Source organism: Geofilum rhodophaeum (genome assembly GCF_002210225.1).
GTDB classification, from domain to species: domain Bacteria; phylum Bacteroidota; class Bacteroidia; order Bacteroidales; family Marinilabiliaceae; genus Geofilum; species Geofilum rhodophaeum.
Genome location: NZ_MWUJ01000009.1, coordinates 129,355 through 144,036 on the forward strand (window position 1 = coordinate 129,355; position 14,682 = coordinate 144,036).

Here is a 14,682-nt window from a genome sequence, read left to right on the forward strand (position 1 = left end):
TTTTTGATTTAAACCATTAGTGATAAATGGATAATATCATATCCGGAGTACTCATGTACTCAAAAGGATTAGAGTCAGTCCATCCTATATAATGCAAAGTAACACTCTTATCTTCAGTAACATAAAACCTAAATTCCCAAACCAAAATACTCCCTTCATGATAGGAAATATAAGTATGTCTAAAATACCGGTCACTGCCAGGCAGAAATCCTTCCTCTATTAAATCATAGTCAAACAATTTACCAAACACCCCTTTAGGAGGCTTTAAACTGATGATTTCAAATTTTGCCAAATAATCATTCAACTCGGTAATTTTCTTGGATTCATCCCAATTGGCACCAAGACTTTCAACAATGAAGTCGGCATTTTCCTTGTGCTTATTGTTCTTTAGATTCTCAAAAAAGGTTGTGACCAGTTGCTTTGCTGCGGTAAGAGATTCGTCCGTTGGCATCTTCGATTTGTCAATACTCTGGCCCCAAAGACCAGGAGTTAAGCCCATAAAGAGGAACACCGTTAAAAGGATAATTCGATTTTTCATAAGTTTGAAATTAGGAGTTAATAAAGAACGAAAATAGCACTTTTCCATCAACGGAGATCCTGTGGCACAAAAATATTTCACAAACACAAAATACTTATGAAGTGAAAAAAAACTGCCCCTAACTTTAAGGAAGGAGGTGTAGAAGAACTGCCTTAAGTTAAAACTCGTACAAAGTAAGATGCAGATGCTCAAGCCTCTGAATGTTTCCGTAAGCGAGTAAAGGAAGGCAGCATTACAAGCACGGCACTACTCAGGAAGGGAAGTGGTGCAAGATAGCGACCTACAGAAAACAACTCGACCAAGCGAAGATGTATACCATCAAGCCTCAGATTATTTCCGATTATGAGCATTTGTAAATGACGCGTAAAAAATTCCGGCTTCACTCTGGAAGGGAAGTAGTGTAGAACAGCTGCCTTCAGAAAAACTCGTCAGAGCGCAGATGCAGCTGTTCAAGCCTCTGAATGTTTCCGTAAGTGAACAAAGGAGTGCAACGTCAAAAACATCGCTGTTTGAGCCAAAGGCGAGTTTCGATGTTTTTAGTGAAGCGACTGCAGTGAACAGGAAACAGACAGCAGCGCAGAACAGCTGCATCAAGCGTAAGGAATAGAAATTTTATGTCAGCAGCAGGAATACACTACGACCACCCGAGTTTCAGAACAACTGCAACAAGCTAAACTCCTGGAGGTACTACGCCAGTTGCAGCTTCACCACCATCTTCTTCACCTCCATCGCTTCCTCCTTCTTCACCAAAGCCTTATGAATCTCCCCCGGAAAGAAAATCACAAAAGCACCTTTGGGAACAAGCACCTCGTATCCCTCCCCTTCAAATACCGTGATGTCCTTCTCCGCATCGTAAGCCTTCACTTCCTTCATATTATCCTCCGGAGCATAAAAAATACGCTCCTCTCCTTCCGCCAAAAAGTGAATATCGAGGTACTGCTCATGCGCCTCCCAAATACAGTCGTCGTAATCTTTCGTCGATCGTTTCATGCCATTGGCAAATAAATGCTCGCCTACAAGCTCCTGCTTTCCTTCAGGAAAATCTTCAGCATTGACCTCCTCCAAAAAATCAAAAGCCTGCTCCAGGGAAGGATGCAGCATAAAATACCTTGCGGCATTGTCCAGTGTATCTACTATCATAGTCTTATTAATTTAGCAACACAAAATTACAGATAAAAGTGGCCATCCTCCCAAAAATGTACGAAATTAAACCGATAAACTGTCGCGATGCATTCAATGGCACAGAAACCATTTAAAGTCCGGAGGTTTTTTCAGCTTAAAACAAAACCAGCATAACAAACTATATACCAACACCTACACCCTTTAACAAAACACCGGCACCCCTGAGAATACTGGGATTTTTAATTTTTTATGCCTATATTTGTCGCACAGAACACATTTTTAGGTTTTGGGTCAACCGGAAAAACGGAAACAAAAACGACCAACTTTTAACGGGCAATCAGCGCTTTTCACCAATGGTCAAAAGCAGCCATCTACCTTACAAACAGTGCTCCACGGCACAACGACCAAAACCACCGTCCCGTTAGCGGTCACAACACAAAAACCATGGACAAAATTTTCACCGAACACCAGGAGTCAATCGCCCACAAGATTGAACCCAAATCGCAGTTGAAAAACTGGCGCGACTGGAAGTGGCATATGCGCCACGCCATCAAGACCATCGAAGAATTTGAAAACCTGACCGGCATTCGGTTCTCCCAGGAAGAACGAAAGAAGTTTACAGAAACCCAGGACCGTTTTCCCCTCTCCATTACGCCCTATTACCTCTCCCTCATTAAAAAGGACAATTTCCGGAACGACCCGGTTTACAAGCAATCCTTTCTCGACAACCGCGAACTCATCATCTCCAACAGCGAGATGGGCGACCCCCTGTCTGAGGACCACGACAGTCCCGTTCCCGGCATTACCCACCGCTACCCCGACCGGGTGCTTATGCTTGTCAGCAACGTATGTGCGATGTACTGCCGCCATTGCACCCGCAAGCGCAAGGTGGGCGATGTAGACTCCATTCCCAACAGGGCACAGATTAAAGAAGGTATTGAATACATCCGCAACAACCCGCAGGTACGCGACGTACTGCTGTCGGGCGGCGACCCCTTTTTATTGAGCGACGATTACCTCGACTGGATTTTGACCGAACTCCGTGCCATTCCGCACGTTGAAGTCGTCCGCATAGGCACCCGTACCCCCGTGGTACTGCCCTACCGCATCACCGACGATTTGGTGAACATGCTTAAAAAGCACCATCCGCTGTGGATCAACACCCATTTTAACCACCCGCGCGAACTCACCGCCTCAGCACGGGAAGCCCTGGCCAAACTGGCCGATGCCGGCATCCCTCTGGGCAACCAGTCCGTGTTGCTGGCCGACGTCAACGACTGTCCCCGCATTATGAAGGACCTGGTACACAAACTGGTGATGAACCGCGTACGTCCCTACTATCTTTATCAGTGTGATTTATCGGAGGGACTCTCCCACTTCCGGACGCCCGTCGGAAAAGGCATCGAAATTATGGAAAGTCTCATAGGCCATACCAGCGGCTTTGCCGTTCCAACCTATGTAATTGATGCCCCGGGCGGCGGCGGAAAAATACCCGTAATGCCCAACTACATCATTTCGTGGAGCACCAACAAAGTCATTCTGCGCAATTACGAGGGCGTAATCACCTCCTACCAGGAGCCCGACAAGTACGAATCGACCATCTGCGACCGCAACTGTGCCGATTGCAGCCTCGAACTCGACGTCAACGAAAGCGACGAAATAAATGCCATCGGTATTGAGCAGCTCTTGTCCGATTACGACGACACCATTTCGCTCATACCCTCGAACAACGAACGTTACGAACGAAGAAACGACAGCACCGAGTAGGGTGCTGTCCCCATCAAAACTGAAATATATGGATGTTATAGAAAACTGGGGCGCCTCACGCATATCGCACGGACCGGACAGCAGTCGGATTTACCTGATGGATCTGGATCCGGCAGATTTTCCACAAATCTTGCCGGCTTTGGAGCAAATCGCCGAAAAAGGCCGCTACACCAAGCTCTTTGCCAAGGTACCGGCCCGCTATGGCCCGGCCTTCCAGAACAGAGGCTATGTTATAGAGGCCGCCGTTCCGGGCTTTTACAAGGGAGAAGAAGACGCCCTCTTTCTCATGAAATATACCGACCCCGAAAGGAGTCGCCCCGAAAGCGAGCAGCTCGAAGCCTTCCAGGCTTTGCTTCTGGAAGGGACCGACTACCGTCACAAAGAAATGGACGCAGCCTACCGGCTGCGCCCCCTGGGCGAAGCCGATGCCGAAGCCATGGTGCCGGTATTTAAGCAGGTTTTCGAGACCTACCCCTTCCCCATTTACGATCCGGCCTTCCTCATTCAAAGCATGCGCGAAGACGGCACCCGCTATTTTGGGGCCTTTAAAGACGGGGAACTCATCGCCATCAGCTCGGCAGAGTGCAACGACATCAAGCTGAATGCCGAGATGACCGACTTTGCAGTATTGCCCACCCACCGGGGTCAACGACTGGCCGTGCACCTGCTGCGCTTTATGGAGGAGCAGCTGACGGCCGACGGCTTCCTGACCTTTTACACCATTGCTCGTTTGCATTCGCTGCCCATGAACAAGACTTTTTACAACCTGGGCTATCGCTTTGCCGGCACCCTTACCCGAAACACCCAGATTGCAGGAAAAATTGAAAGTATGAACGTGTGGTACAAGCACGCACGCCCATAAAACAACATTATGCATTGGATTGACCTGAGCATTGTAGTGGTTTACTTCGCTGCCATGCTTTTCATCGGCTTTTGGTTTCACCGGAAGAACAACAACACCGAAGACTATTTTGTAGGGAGCAGAGAGATGACCAAGTGGCACCTGGGGCTCTCGGTCGTCGCCACCGACGTCGGTGGCGGCTTTTCGATTGGACTGGGGGGACTGGGTTTTGTGATGGGCCTCTCGGGCTCGTGGATTTTGTTTACGGGACTCCTGGGAGCCTGGCTCACCGCCGTGGTGCTTATCCCTAAAGTGCACCGTAGGGGCGTCGCCAACAAAATGCAGACCTTCCCCGAGATTCTCCAACACAGTTACGGAAAAATCGTTGCCCTGGCCGCGGCACTTATTTCTGCCATCGGTTACATGGGCTTCACCGCCAGTCAGGTCCTGGCTGGAGCCAAACTCACTTCGGCCACCTTTGTGGGCGTGGACATACCCGAAGCCGTAATCATTATGGGGGCCATTGCCGTGGTGTACACCGCACTGGGCGGCATCAAGGCCGTCATTTACACCGACACCGTACAGTGGATCATTTTACTGTCGGGCCTCTCCCTTGTAGGCGTACCCTTCGCCCTCAAAGCCCTGGGCGGATGGGAAGCGGCCAAAGTCTTTCTGGGAGCCGAAATGTTGCAAATGACCAACCTTTCGATCAGCACCCTCATCAACTGGACCTTTTCCATCATTCCCATTTGGTTCATCGGCATGACCCTGTACCAACGCATTTTTGCCGCCAAGTCGGGCAAGGAAGCCCAACGTGCATGGTTCATTGCCGGCCTCTTCGAATGGCCCTTCATGGCCTTTCTGGGCGTATTTCTGGGTATGCTGGCCAAAGCCAGCTTTGGTGCCGGCATTATCCCCGAGGCCGAAATGGCCATGGCCGACAACGAGTCGGCCATGCCCTTAATGCTGAAACACGTGCTGCCCATAGGGGCATTGGGATTAATACTGGCGGCTTATTTCTCCGCCATATTGTCGACGGCCGACAGCTGCCTGATGGCGGCCTCGGGCAACATCAGTCGCGACCTCTTCAACTACAAAAAATCGAAGAACGCCCTCAAGGTAGTGCAGTGGATGACCCTCGTCATTGGCATACTGGCCATCGTCATTGCCTTGTACATTCCTTCGGTACTCGAACTTATGCTGCTCTCCTATGGGTTTATGGTAAGTGGACTCATGGCTCCTGTCCTGGGCTTTCTCATTTATAAAAAACCCTCACGCACTGCGGCCATCGCCTCCATGATCAGCGGCAGTCTCACCCTCTTAATTGTTCAAGTCGGCCAACTTCCCCTGCCCTGGGACCTCGATGCCGTAGTGCCCGCCCTCAGCATCAGTCTCCTTACCCTCTTTGTTATGCAGGCTTATTACTCAAACGAGTCCCCCGACGCCCAATCAGCATAAAACGACTGTCGGGGGCCATGCCCTCCAGGGGTTCTAAAAGATTTACGGGACAAAGCCAAACCGTAAAATACACCGGGGGGACCAGGCTTACGTTTACATAAGAAGTGTAAATCTCATTCTCGGTCACCGACAATTCCGATTCGGTCAACAAGGGCCAGGCATCCGCCTCTACACTTCCTGAAGAACTCTCAAAAAGACGGTAAAACTTAAAGCCGTCGCAATCCAGGTCCTCCCAGTCGAGCTGCAACACCCCCTCGTTGGAGGCATACTGCAGATTGTTGTTTTCCGAAAACATTGGGGGAATGTTCAGCTTATAGCTCATCTCACCAATCCAGGCATGCTTCAGCACCACGGCCACCTCGGCACCCGGCAAAAGATTCAAGCCCTCTACCACGTACAAACCATCAAAAAAATCGTCTTTGGTCGCATTAAATCCAGCCACCGTGAGCACTGCATCGTCGATGTTCTCCACCTCCCCCGATGCATCACTCAACCGGATTTCAAAGTCCCACAAGCCATCGTCCAACTGCAAAACCCCTTCCACCACCATCTTTAAATCAGAAGCGCTTACCACAGGAATCTTCTCAAACAAAGCCTCAATCTGTAAATTTTCATCCACCACGACTTGCACCGGATTGGCTGTGGAAGTCAATCCCCCCCACCCCTTAAAAAGCCAGCCTGTGGCAGGGACTGCCTCCAGGGTAAGCACCGTTCCCTGCCTGTAAGGACCCGTTTCCGGAGAAACATTCACCACGCCGCCGGCTTCGGTCCAGTCCACCTCCACAGTAAACTCCGGCAGGTTAACGTCGTCCCCGGTTTTATCCTCGCAGCCCCCCAGCAAAGGCAGGCCGGCCAAAAGCACCAGACCCATCACCAGTCCGATTGCCCATTTAACTTGCAGCTTCTCTTTCATACTTTTCATTTGGTTTGTTTAATCCGGAATAAGAACGTCGACCTGCTCCCAATTATTACGGCCAACTACCACTTTAACAGGACTTAACAATAGCAGAAAGAAAGCTACTGTTCAGCAAGTCGGGAAAAACCCCTAAATTAGGGCAACCAAAAAACATAGAACGTGAAAACAACCATCTTTCTCCAAACCGCCCTCCTGTTTATAGCGCTGCTGGGGGGGAGCTCCTGCCAACCATCGGGGGGCATCATTCAACCCGGCGACTACTCCGAAACCATACGCATTGCCTGTGTGGGCAACAGCATTACCTATGGCATGGGCATTGAAGGTCGCGACAGTCTCAGCTACCCCGCCCAGCTGCAAGATTTGCTGGGCAACAAATTTGAAGTACGTAACTTCGGGGTAAGTGCCCGCACACTCATGAGCAGCGGCGATTTACCCTACATTAAAGAACCCGAATACCTGGCCGCATTGGAATTTAAGCCCCATGTGGTGCTCGTCAAACTGGGAACCAACGACACCAAACCACACAACTGGGTGCATAACGGGGACTTAGAAAAGGACTACACCCAACTCATTCAGAGTTTTCAGGCGCTGGAAAGCAAGCCCAAAGTAGTGCTGTTGAAAGCGGCTCCTGCCTTTCCCGAGCGCTGGGGCATCAGCGACAGCACCATTGTTAACCACCTGAATCCCAGAATAGAGAAGCTGGCGACAGAGCTTGGACTGCCCTGCATCGATCTGCACACGGCCCTGGCCGGCAGGGACGAACTCTTCCCCGATTTGATTCACCCCAACGCAGAGGGAGCTGGTATTATGGCCCACAGCATTTACGAGGCCTTGCTGGGCCAAGCGGCAAAATAAGCGCCATAGACCTCAGCAAAACAGCTTAGCGTTTAAAGAATACGAAATCACTTTCAATAAAAAGGGCTGCACGCGCAGCCCTTTTCTTATTACAATTTCTCCTCTCCTTCGTAAAAGCCCTCGGCCGACAAAAAAGGGATCTCTTCACTTTCCTCCAGCTCCAACATTTCAATGAGCTGATCCAGGGTAGCAGAAATTTGCTCCACTTTACCGGGCGACAAGCGCTCCAATTTGGAGGCCAATCGCTGTTGCAACAGGTCCGGTGTTTTCTCCAGCAGCTCATCCCCCGCCGAAGTCAGGGTAATGTGCGTCACCCGCTTGTCGCCACTCTTGGGCAAACGGGCCAGTAAACCGTGCTTCTCCAAGCGTGTAATGATGCCGGTCACCGTGCTCGAATTCAAATTCAAATGCTCCCGAATGGCGCGCTGCGTGGCCTGGTAGTTGGGGGAGGACTTCAAATATTCCAGACACAGAATCTGAGGAATGCTTACCCCAAAATCTTTTTGCACCTTTTTCGATTCCAGATTAATCGAACGTACAATGCGGCGCACCCGTATTAAAATACCCCTGTAATCCATTGCCTTAACTCTTATAAACGAAACACTTCCGCCGCGGCATAGCGGTTGGTCAAACGCACACTGAAACGCTCCTGCAAAGGCGCAAAAGCAGCCGCCGCCACTTCCGGTCGGTTGTTCTCCTCCGACAGGTGCGAAAGGTACACCACCTGCAAATTCGCGTGGTGATGCGCTTGCAACAACTCAAAAGCCTGCAGATTGGACAGGTGCCCCCGATCACCAGCCACCCGCACTTTCAAATGCGGTGGATAAGGGCCCGACCACAGCATGTCCTCATCGTAATTGGCCTCCAAAAACAAGGCATCGCATAGCGGCAACTCCCGCCGTACATTATCGCAAGGCTCCCCAATATCGGTAAAAACGCCTACGTTTTTGCCCGCGTGCTCCACTCTAAAACTACAAGGTTCTGCCGCATCGTGCAACTTCAAAAAGCTGTGGATTTTAAAGGCGCCCACCTCCAGGACTTCACCCGGTTCAAAAAAAAGTACCCGTGTGGGCCGATTGGGTCCCCAGCTTTTTTCGTGCGACTTCCGGGTCATATATACCGGAACTTCCAGCTTATTACTCAAAACCCGTACCCCCCTGAAGTGATCGGCATGCTCGTGTGAAATCAAAATGGCACGAATGCGACCCGGATCCAGTCCCCGCTCCTTCATACGCTCCAGCACCTGGCGGCGACTGATGCCCGCATCGATCAAAACAGCATCGCTGCCGTTGCCTATGTAATAACAATTCCCGTTACTCCCCGAAGCCAGGGCACATATTTCCAACATCTTATTATTCCTTCCTTTACCGGTACCGCTTCCGCTAACGCAGTCCCTGTACCCCTATACGAATGGCTTTAAGCCCAATCCATTCCACCAAATAACGCTCGCACAGCTCCAAAGCAGCCTCCAACTCAGCGGCCTCTCCTGCAAAAGCAGGCAGCACCATCCAAAAACGACGCGTTTGCTCCGTCACCATGGTGCGGACCGAATCGCTGGTAGAAGTACCAAAAGCCCCAATTTCATCCCTAAACACCGGTAAGCGTTCGATGTTCACATCGCCGCGACCAATGCCCACGTAGGCTTCCTCTGCTTCACCAATACCCAGGGTCACCTGTCCCACCACCTTATCTGCATCGTAGCCGCCAATGGAAAAACCCGTCTCCACCGACACCCGGTTAAGCACATCCACCACGCTGTTCACCCGATAAAGACCCTTGCCTGAGGCAATGCGACGAAGCAGACTCTCCGCAGCCGGCCGGTAACGATTGGGATCCTTGCCCAAAAGCCGGTAGGCATTCTTGGTAGCCGCCACCACCGGGTGGCGGCGAATGGCCTCGGCATCCAAATCCTTTTCCAGGCGACTTGCCACCGCCTCCATTTCCGCATTAAAAGCAGCTGAAGCAGGCGTCACCACCACTTCGGCCTCCACCGTTCCCAAAAGCAAATCCGGAAAGCGCGCGGCCATTTCCTGGTCAACAGTAATCTCCAAAACAAACAGGTTTAGAAAAATCAAAAGTAACAAAAACGAAGGTTTTTTCCCATCTTTGCAGGCATGATTGAAACAACAGCTTTTCCCAAAGACCTGAAAGCGGTCTTTTTTGATATGGACGGGGTTTTGTACGACTCCATGACCAACCACGCCCACACCTGGGTCGAGAGTTTTAAAGCAGCAGGCATCGACTTTCCGGCCTACGATGCCTACATGAACGAAGGGCGCACCGGTCCCTCCACCATCATCAAAGCCTTTGAGTTGTACGGCAGTCGCAGCGCCACAGAAAGAGACATTCAGGAAATTTACGACCACAAAACCCGGTTGATGCAAGAAGCCCCCGAGGCGGCCTTGATGCCCGGCATGCAGGACGTGCTGCGCCAAACGATGGCGAAGGGACTAAAAGTGGTGGTGGTAACCGGCTCTAAGCAGCCCATGTTGCTGAGTCGACTTAAAAACGATTACCACATTGCCGACGACAACATCATCAGTGGCTTCGATGTTAAAAAGGGCAAGCCCGATCCGGAGCCCTACCTTATGGCCCTGGAAAAGGCCGGATGTTTGGCCAGCCAGGCCCTTGTGGTAGAAAATGCGCCCTTGGGCGTAGAATCGGCCCGGGCGGCCGGCATCTTCACCATTGCGGTAAACACCGGAATTTTAAAACCCGAAGTCCTCAGTCACGCGGGCGCCAATCTGGTTTTTCCGGGCACCGAAGCCCTGGCGGAAGAATGGCCCGGGATGTTGTAGAAGCATCAGCTGTAAACCGTAAGCACCAGGCGGCGCGCGCCGCCATGGTTGCGAAACTCACACAAATAAATGCCCTGCCAGGTTCCCAGAGCCAGACGACCGTCTCTAATGGGAATCGTCAAAGATGGGCCCAGCAACGAAGCCTTCACATGGGCCGGCATATCGTCCGCCCCCTCCAGCGTATGCCGGTAATCCGGTTGATTCTCGGGCACCAGGCGGTTCATAATGGTTTCAAAATCCTCCCGTACGGTAGGGTCGGCATTTTCGTTGAGCGAGAGTGCAGCCGAAGTGTGCTGAATAAAAATATTCAGCATACCCGTTCGGGGCAAAGCGGGCAGTTCTGCCTCGATGCGACTGGTAATTAAATGGTAGCCCCTTTTGTAAGGAGGCAAACTAAGTGTCTTTTGTTCTGTCATGACTTCAATAATCAAACACGTTTCATCAATACAACCAAAGATAAACAATTTTGGTTTGGACCGCCTTCTGCTTATTTTTGATACATTTGTCCTTATAAACACACAAGCCAAACAATCAGTTCAACTACATTCATGATACAGGAAAGCGTCAAAACACTGCTGCAAACTGAGGCAGAGGCAGTCAAAAACATACCCGTCACCCCCGAATTTGAAAAAGCCCTGAACATCCTGTGGGAACAGGTGCACCAGAAAAAGGGAAAACTGATTACCAGTGGCATGGGTAAGGCGGGCCAAATTGCCATAAACATGGCAACGACCTTCAGCAGCACCGGCACCCCTGCCGTTTTTCTGCACCCCTCTGAAGCCCAGCACGGCGACCTGGGGGTTATTCAGGAGAACGACACCATGATACTGATCTCCAATTCGGGTAAGACCCGTGAGATCATCGAATTGGTGGAGCTGGCACGTGGATTACGACCCGGCATTCGTTTTATTGTCATTACGGGCAACCCCGACTCCCTGTTGGCCCAGGCCGCAGAAGCCACTTTATTTACCGGTAATCCCCCGGAGGTCTGTGCGCTGGGCTTAACGCCCACTACCTCAACAACTACCATGACCGTTATCGGCGATGTACTGGTGGTGCTGTTGATGAAGAAAATTGGATTTACTAACCGCGACTACTCCTTACGTCACCACGGAGGTTATCTGGGCGACAAATCGCGTGAGGCAGCTGGTCGAGAAAATAAATAACATCATGAGCAACTTCAACTGGAAAGCACTGCAGAACGGATCAGACATCCGCGGCGTTGCCCTCGAAGGGGTCAGCGGTGAAAATGTTAATCTGACTCCCGATACAGTGGCCCGTCTGGGTGAAGCCTTCGTGGCCTGGTTGCAAAAACGAAGCAACAAAACAAAACTGCGTTTGGCTGTGGGTATGGACTCCCGCCTGTCGGGACCCGACTTGCGTGCAGCCCTGTGCCGGCAACTGTCGCGTTGCGGTGTAGAAGTCCTCGATTGCGGTCTGGCCTCCACCCCGGCCATGTTCATGACTACCATAAAGGCTGAAGAGCCTGCCGACGGCGCCCTCATGCTTACCGCCAGTCACCTCCCCTTCAACCGCAACGGCATTAAGTTTTTTACACCGGAGGGCGGACTTGAGAAAAGGGACATCAGCGACCTGTTGGCCCTGGCTGAGGAAGGCTCTGAGCTGCCTGGGTCAAAAGCAGGCAGCATCAAGGAAGTAGATTTCATGTCGGCCTATGCCGCCCATTTTGTGGAACTGATTCGTGAGGGGGTAAAACACCCCACCCACTACAACGAACCCCTCAAAGGCATCAAAATTGTGGTAGATGCCGGCAATGGTGCAGGGGGCTTTTATGCCTCACAGGTATTGGCCCCCCTGGGCGCCGATGTTTCAGCCAGTCAGTTTTTGGAGCCCGACGGCCGGTTCCCCAACCATGTTCCCAACCCCGAGGACGAGCTGGCCATGGCTTCGGTGGTGCGTCAGGTGAAAAACAACGGGGCCGACCTGGGCATTATTTTCGACACGGACGTGGATCGGGCTGCCCTGGTGGCAGAAAACGGTCAGGCCATCAACCGCAACGAACTCATTGCCCTTATCGCGGCAGTGGTGCTCGATGAACACCCGGGAACCACGGTGGTTACTGATTCAGTGACCTCCAACGGACTCTCCTGGTTCATCAACAACCACCTAAAAGGTCGCCACCACCGCTATCAGCGTGGCTATAAAAACGTCATCAACGAAGCCAAACGGCTTAACGAAAAGGGAGAAGATTGCTGGCTGGCCATTGAAACTTCCGGCCATGCGGCCTTGCGCGAAAACCATTTCCTGGACGACGGTGCCTTTTTGGCCACAAAACTGGTCATCAGCATGGCCAAAGCCCGTCAGCAAGGACGAAAGCTGACCGATTTACTGACGCACCTACCCCAACCCTTGCAGAGCTGTGAAGTACGCCTGACCATTAAAACAAGTGACTTTAAAGACTATGGCGAAAAAATAATTACCGACCTGGGCATATTGGCGGGCAACCGACACGGCTGGGACATCGCACCCGACAATTTTGAAGGTGTGCGCATTCAATGCGGTCCCCCGCTGAAAAAAGGCTGGTTTTTACTTCGGATGTCCTTGCACGACCCGGTTCTCCCGCTCAATTTGGAGGCCGAAGAAGCAGGAGCCCTGGACGAGATGTTGGACCTGCTGCGTACCTTCTTTTCGGTATATGAACATTTGGACAGCTCCGCCCTTAAGCGCGTAAAGTGCTGATGTACTGTAGACTGAACGGCCCCAACAACCAAAAACCCAAAAGCAACAAACCAAAACAATAAAACAATAAATCTCTCAACCAATAAGTAAGTATGCGAATTCATAAGGAAGACACCCTGGCTTTAATTGTAGATATTCAGGAACGCTTGTTTCCGCACATTCACCAGCACGAGCAGCTGGCACAAAACACCCGAATTTTGATTCAGGGATTACAAGTATTGCAGGTCCCCCTGCACATTACCGAGCAATACCGTAAGGGATTGGGGGCTACCATACCCCAGTTGGCCGAGTTGCTCGATGGCGTTAACAACAGTGAAAAAATGAGCTTCAGTTGCTGCGACGAGCCTTCTTTTCAAGAGCAGCTGGAGCAAAGCGGCCGCAAAACCATTATTCTTGCGGGTATTGAGGCCCACATTTGCCTCTTGCAAACCGCCCTCGACCTGAAGGAAAGAGGTTTTCGTCCGGTAGTGGTGGAAGACTGTGTGGGCTCACGCAACCCGGAAAATAAGCGGATAGCCATACAGCGCATGTTGCAAGAGGGCATTACCGTAACCAGCTGCGAATCCCTGCTTTTTGAATTGACCCGTGTGGCAGGCAGCGAAGCCTTTAAGACCATTTCGAAACTGGTTAAGTAATATGAACACAGGAAGAACCATCTACGGGATTGGAGAAGCCCTGCTGGACGTCATCTTTAAAAATAAGCAACCCATCGGCGCCACCGCCGGTGGAAGCACCCTCAATGCCATTGTTTCTTTGGGACGGATGGACTATCAGCCCTTTCTCATTAGTGAAATAGGGAACGACCGCATTGGCGATATCATTGACGACTTCCTGCTGAAGAACGGGGTCTCCGATCGTTACCTGTACCGTCGCGAGGACTCCCGCTCACCACTGGCCCTGGCCTTCCTCAACGAGAACAACGATGCAGAATATGAAATTTTTAAGGATTATGCTGCCCAAACCCTGCACGAAGAAATGCCGCCCTTCGCGGCGGACGATATCGTCACCTTTGGCTCCTTCTATTCCATCAATCCTGCATTTCGACCCCAACTGCTGAAATATTTGCAAAGGGCTAAGGCAGAGGGTGCCCTCTTGGTTTACGATCCCAATTACCGCAATCACCACGCACACAAAAGAGCGCAAATGCAAGCCGCTCTCGAAGAGAATTTTGCCCTTGCCGATGTGGTGAGGGGCAGCAATGAGGACTTTCAAAACATTTATGGGCTCCAGCGGGTCGAGGACGTGGCCGAACGCCTGCACCGTTTCAGCAAGCACATCATCATCACCGCCAACGCCAAAGGCAGTTATGTGAGCACGCCAAGCGGCGCTGCCTGGTACCCCGCTGTACCTTTACAAGCAGTGAGCACCATAGGCGCCGGCGACAATTTCAACGCGGGCATCATCCACGGTTTGCTGTCGGGGCGTATCGGTAAAAAGGAGTTGGAAGGAGGGCTGTCGAACGACCAATGGGCCGGCATCATCGCTTCGGCTACAGTTTTTGCCACAGAAGTCTGCCAACTGAGCGACAATTATGTGGCGGCAGATTTCAAGCATCGGATAGATGAGGCCATCAAGACCTACCTTACAAAGCACTTGTCTGGCCACATTTAGAACCTGGAAAGCAGTTGGGCCCATTGTGATAAATTGCACAAACAGCTCCTTCCTATATAAAAAAAACTGTTTACCT

General features: G+C 51.3%; 16 protein-coding genes. 9 read left to right on the plus strand and 7 right to left on the minus strand.

The window, feature by feature from the left end; genetic code table 11:
* Positions 1 to 16 precede the first annotated feature (16 nt).
* Together B4W65_RS10120 and B4W65_RS10125 are read right to left on the minus strand one after the other, a co-directional pair.
* Positions 17 to 538: a hypothetical protein gene (locus tag B4W65_RS10120; protein WP_146697772.1), complete on the minus strand. Its 522-nt coding sequence runs from the start codon at positions 536 to 538 to the stop codon at positions 17 to 19.
* A 687-nt stretch (positions 539 to 1,225) separates the two neighbouring features.
* Positions 1,226 to 1,678, minus strand: a complete 453-nt coding sequence (locus B4W65_RS10125; RefSeq protein WP_088655038.1) for a YhcH/YjgK/YiaL family protein — start codon at positions 1,676 to 1,678, stop codon at positions 1,226 to 1,228.
* Positions 1,679 to 2,104: 426 nt separating this feature from the next.
* On the opposite strand from B4W65_RS10125, the gene kamA reads away from it, so the two are divergent.
* Genes kamA through B4W65_RS10140 form a run of 3 tightly spaced genes read left to right on the plus strand, consistent with a single transcriptional unit; the run spans position 2,105 to position 5,726 of the window.
* Positions 2,105 to 3,427, plus strand: a complete 1,323-nt coding sequence (kamA, locus tag B4W65_RS10130) for a lysine 2,3-aminomutase (RefSeq protein ID WP_088655039.1) — start codon at positions 2,105 to 2,107, stop codon at positions 3,425 to 3,427.
* 28 nt (positions 3,428 to 3,455) lie between these two features.
* Complete coding sequence (ablB, locus tag B4W65_RS10135; protein WP_088655040.1) at positions 3,456 to 4,289, plus strand: putative beta-lysine N-acetyltransferase; 834 nt, start codon at positions 3,456 to 3,458, stop codon at positions 4,287 to 4,289.
* Positions 4,290 to 4,298: 9 nt separating this feature from the next.
* Complete coding sequence (locus tag B4W65_RS10140; protein WP_088655041.1) at positions 4,299 to 5,726, plus strand: sodium:solute symporter family protein; 1,428 nt, start codon at positions 4,299 to 4,301, stop codon at positions 5,724 to 5,726.
* Here B4W65_RS10140 and B4W65_RS10145 read toward each other — a convergent pair.
* Entirely contained in the window at positions 5,677 to 6,648 is a 972-nt protein-coding gene (locus B4W65_RS10145) for an InlB B-repeat-containing protein (RefSeq protein WP_088655042.1), read from the minus strand. The genes B4W65_RS10140 and B4W65_RS10145 overlap by 50 nt on opposite strands.
* A 153-nt stretch (positions 6,649 to 6,801) precedes the next feature.
* Between B4W65_RS10145 and B4W65_RS10150 the strand changes: the two genes are divergently transcribed.
* On the plus strand, positions 6,802 to 7,497 hold the full coding sequence (locus B4W65_RS10150) for a GDSL-type esterase/lipase family protein (RefSeq protein ID WP_088655043.1): 696 nt from the start codon (positions 6,802 to 6,804) through the stop codon (positions 7,495 to 7,497).
* Positions 7,498 to 7,586: 89 nt separating this feature from the next.
* On the opposite strand, the gene B4W65_RS10155 is transcribed toward B4W65_RS10150, so the two are convergent.
* From B4W65_RS10155 to B4W65_RS10165, 3 genes are read right to left on the minus strand one after another with little or no spacing between them, the layout of a single operon-like run.
* Positions 7,587 to 8,075 (minus strand): MarR family winged helix-turn-helix transcriptional regulator, encoded by a 489-nt coding sequence (locus B4W65_RS10155; RefSeq protein WP_088655044.1) that lies wholly within the window; start codon positions 8,073 to 8,075, stop codon positions 7,587 to 7,589.
* An 11-nt stretch (positions 8,076 to 8,086) separates the two neighbouring features.
* Positions 8,087 to 8,845 (minus strand): MBL fold metallo-hydrolase, encoded by a 759-nt coding sequence (locus B4W65_RS10160; RefSeq protein ID WP_088655045.1) that lies wholly within the window; start codon positions 8,843 to 8,845, stop codon positions 8,087 to 8,089.
* 34 nt (positions 8,846 to 8,879) lie between these two features.
* The gene (locus B4W65_RS10165) at positions 8,880 to 9,548 is read right to left on the minus strand and encodes a B3/B4 domain-containing protein (protein WP_240509541.1); all 669 of its coding nucleotides are present in this window, start codon (positions 9,546 to 9,548) and stop codon (positions 8,880 to 8,882) included.
* Positions 9,549 to 9,611: 63 nt separating this feature from the next.
* On the opposite strand from B4W65_RS10165, the gene B4W65_RS10170 reads away from it, so the two are divergent.
* Positions 9,612 to 10,295 carry an HAD family hydrolase gene (locus B4W65_RS10170; protein ID WP_088655046.1) on the plus strand — a complete coding sequence of 228 codons (684 nt, stop codon included), beginning with the start codon at positions 9,612 to 9,614 and terminating at the stop codon, positions 10,293 to 10,295.
* A 5-nt stretch (positions 10,296 to 10,300) separates the two neighbouring features.
* Here the strand turns inward: B4W65_RS10170 and B4W65_RS10175 are convergent, their stop codons facing one another.
* Positions 10,301 to 10,711: a secondary thiamine-phosphate synthase enzyme YjbQ gene (locus B4W65_RS10175; RefSeq protein WP_088655081.1), complete on the minus strand. Its 411-nt coding sequence runs from the start codon at positions 10,709 to 10,711 to the stop codon at positions 10,301 to 10,303.
* Between the two features lie 132 nt (positions 10,712 to 10,843).
* Between B4W65_RS10175 and B4W65_RS10180 the strand changes: the two genes are divergently transcribed.
* The 4 genes from B4W65_RS10180 (at position 10,844) to B4W65_RS10195 (ending at position 14,606) form a co-directional block, all read left to right on the plus strand.
* On the plus strand, positions 10,844 to 11,461 hold the full coding sequence (locus B4W65_RS10180; RefSeq protein ID WP_088655047.1) for an SIS domain-containing protein: 618 nt from the start codon (positions 10,844 to 10,846) through the stop codon (positions 11,459 to 11,461).
* A 4-nt stretch (positions 11,462 to 11,465) separates the two neighbouring features.
* Positions 11,466 to 12,995 carry a phosphohexomutase domain-containing protein gene (locus tag B4W65_RS10185; RefSeq protein ID WP_088655048.1) on the plus strand — a complete coding sequence of 510 codons (1,530 nt, stop codon included), beginning with the start codon at positions 11,466 to 11,468 and terminating at the stop codon, positions 12,993 to 12,995.
* Positions 12,996 to 13,087: 92 nt separating this feature from the next.
* Positions 13,088 to 13,630, plus strand: a complete 543-nt coding sequence (locus B4W65_RS10190; RefSeq protein WP_088655049.1) for a hydrolase — start codon at positions 13,088 to 13,090, stop codon at positions 13,628 to 13,630.
* A gap of 1 nt (position 13,631) precedes the next feature.
* Positions 13,632 to 14,606, plus strand: a complete 975-nt coding sequence (locus tag B4W65_RS10195; protein WP_088655050.1) for a carbohydrate kinase family protein — start codon at positions 13,632 to 13,634, stop codon at positions 14,604 to 14,606.
* Positions 14,607 to 14,682 lie beyond the last annotated feature (76 nt).

Coding starts and splice junctions, on each gene's coding strand:
- B4W65_RS10155 (WP_088655044.1), bottom strand. CDS start 8,075: ATGGATTACAGGGGTATTTTAATACGGGTGCGCCGCATTGTACGTTCG.
- B4W65_RS10175 (WP_088655081.1), bottom strand. CDS start 10,711: ATGACAGAACAAAAGACACTTAGTTTGCCTCCTTACAAAAGGGGCTAC.
- B4W65_RS10160 (WP_088655045.1), bottom strand. CDS start 8,845: ATGTTGGAAATATGTGCCCTGGCTTCGGGGAGTAACGGGAATTGTTAT.
- B4W65_RS10170 (WP_088655046.1), top strand. CDS start 9,612: ATGATTGAAACAACAGCTTTTCCCAAAGACCTGAAAGCGGTCTTTTTT.
- kamA (WP_088655039.1), top strand. CDS start 2,105: ATGGACAAAATTTTCACCGAACACCAGGAGTCAATCGCCCACAAGATT.
- B4W65_RS10190 (WP_088655049.1), top strand. CDS start 13,088: ATGCGAATTCATAAGGAAGACACCCTGGCTTTAATTGTAGATATTCAG.
- B4W65_RS10140 (WP_088655041.1), top strand. CDS start 4,299: ATGCATTGGATTGACCTGAGCATTGTAGTGGTTTACTTCGCTGCCATG.
- B4W65_RS10120 (WP_146697772.1), bottom strand. CDS start 538: ATGAAAAATCGAATTATCCTTTTAACGGTGTTCCTCTTTATGGGCTTA.
- B4W65_RS10180 (WP_088655047.1), top strand. CDS start 10,844: ATGATACAGGAAAGCGTCAAAACACTGCTGCAAACTGAGGCAGAGGCA.
- ablB (WP_088655040.1), top strand. CDS start 3,456: ATGGATGTTATAGAAAACTGGGGCGCCTCACGCATATCGCACGGACCG.
- B4W65_RS10195 (WP_088655050.1), top strand. CDS start 13,632: ATGAACACAGGAAGAACCATCTACGGGATTGGAGAAGCCCTGCTGGAC.
- B4W65_RS10185 (WP_088655048.1), top strand. CDS start 11,466: ATGAGCAACTTCAACTGGAAAGCACTGCAGAACGGATCAGACATCCGC.
- B4W65_RS10125 (WP_088655038.1), bottom strand. CDS start 1,678: ATGATAGTAGATACACTGGACAATGCCGCAAGGTATTTTATGCTGCAT.
- B4W65_RS10145 (WP_088655042.1), bottom strand. CDS start 6,648: ATGAAAAGTATGAAAGAGAAGCTGCAAGTTAAATGGGCAATCGGACTG.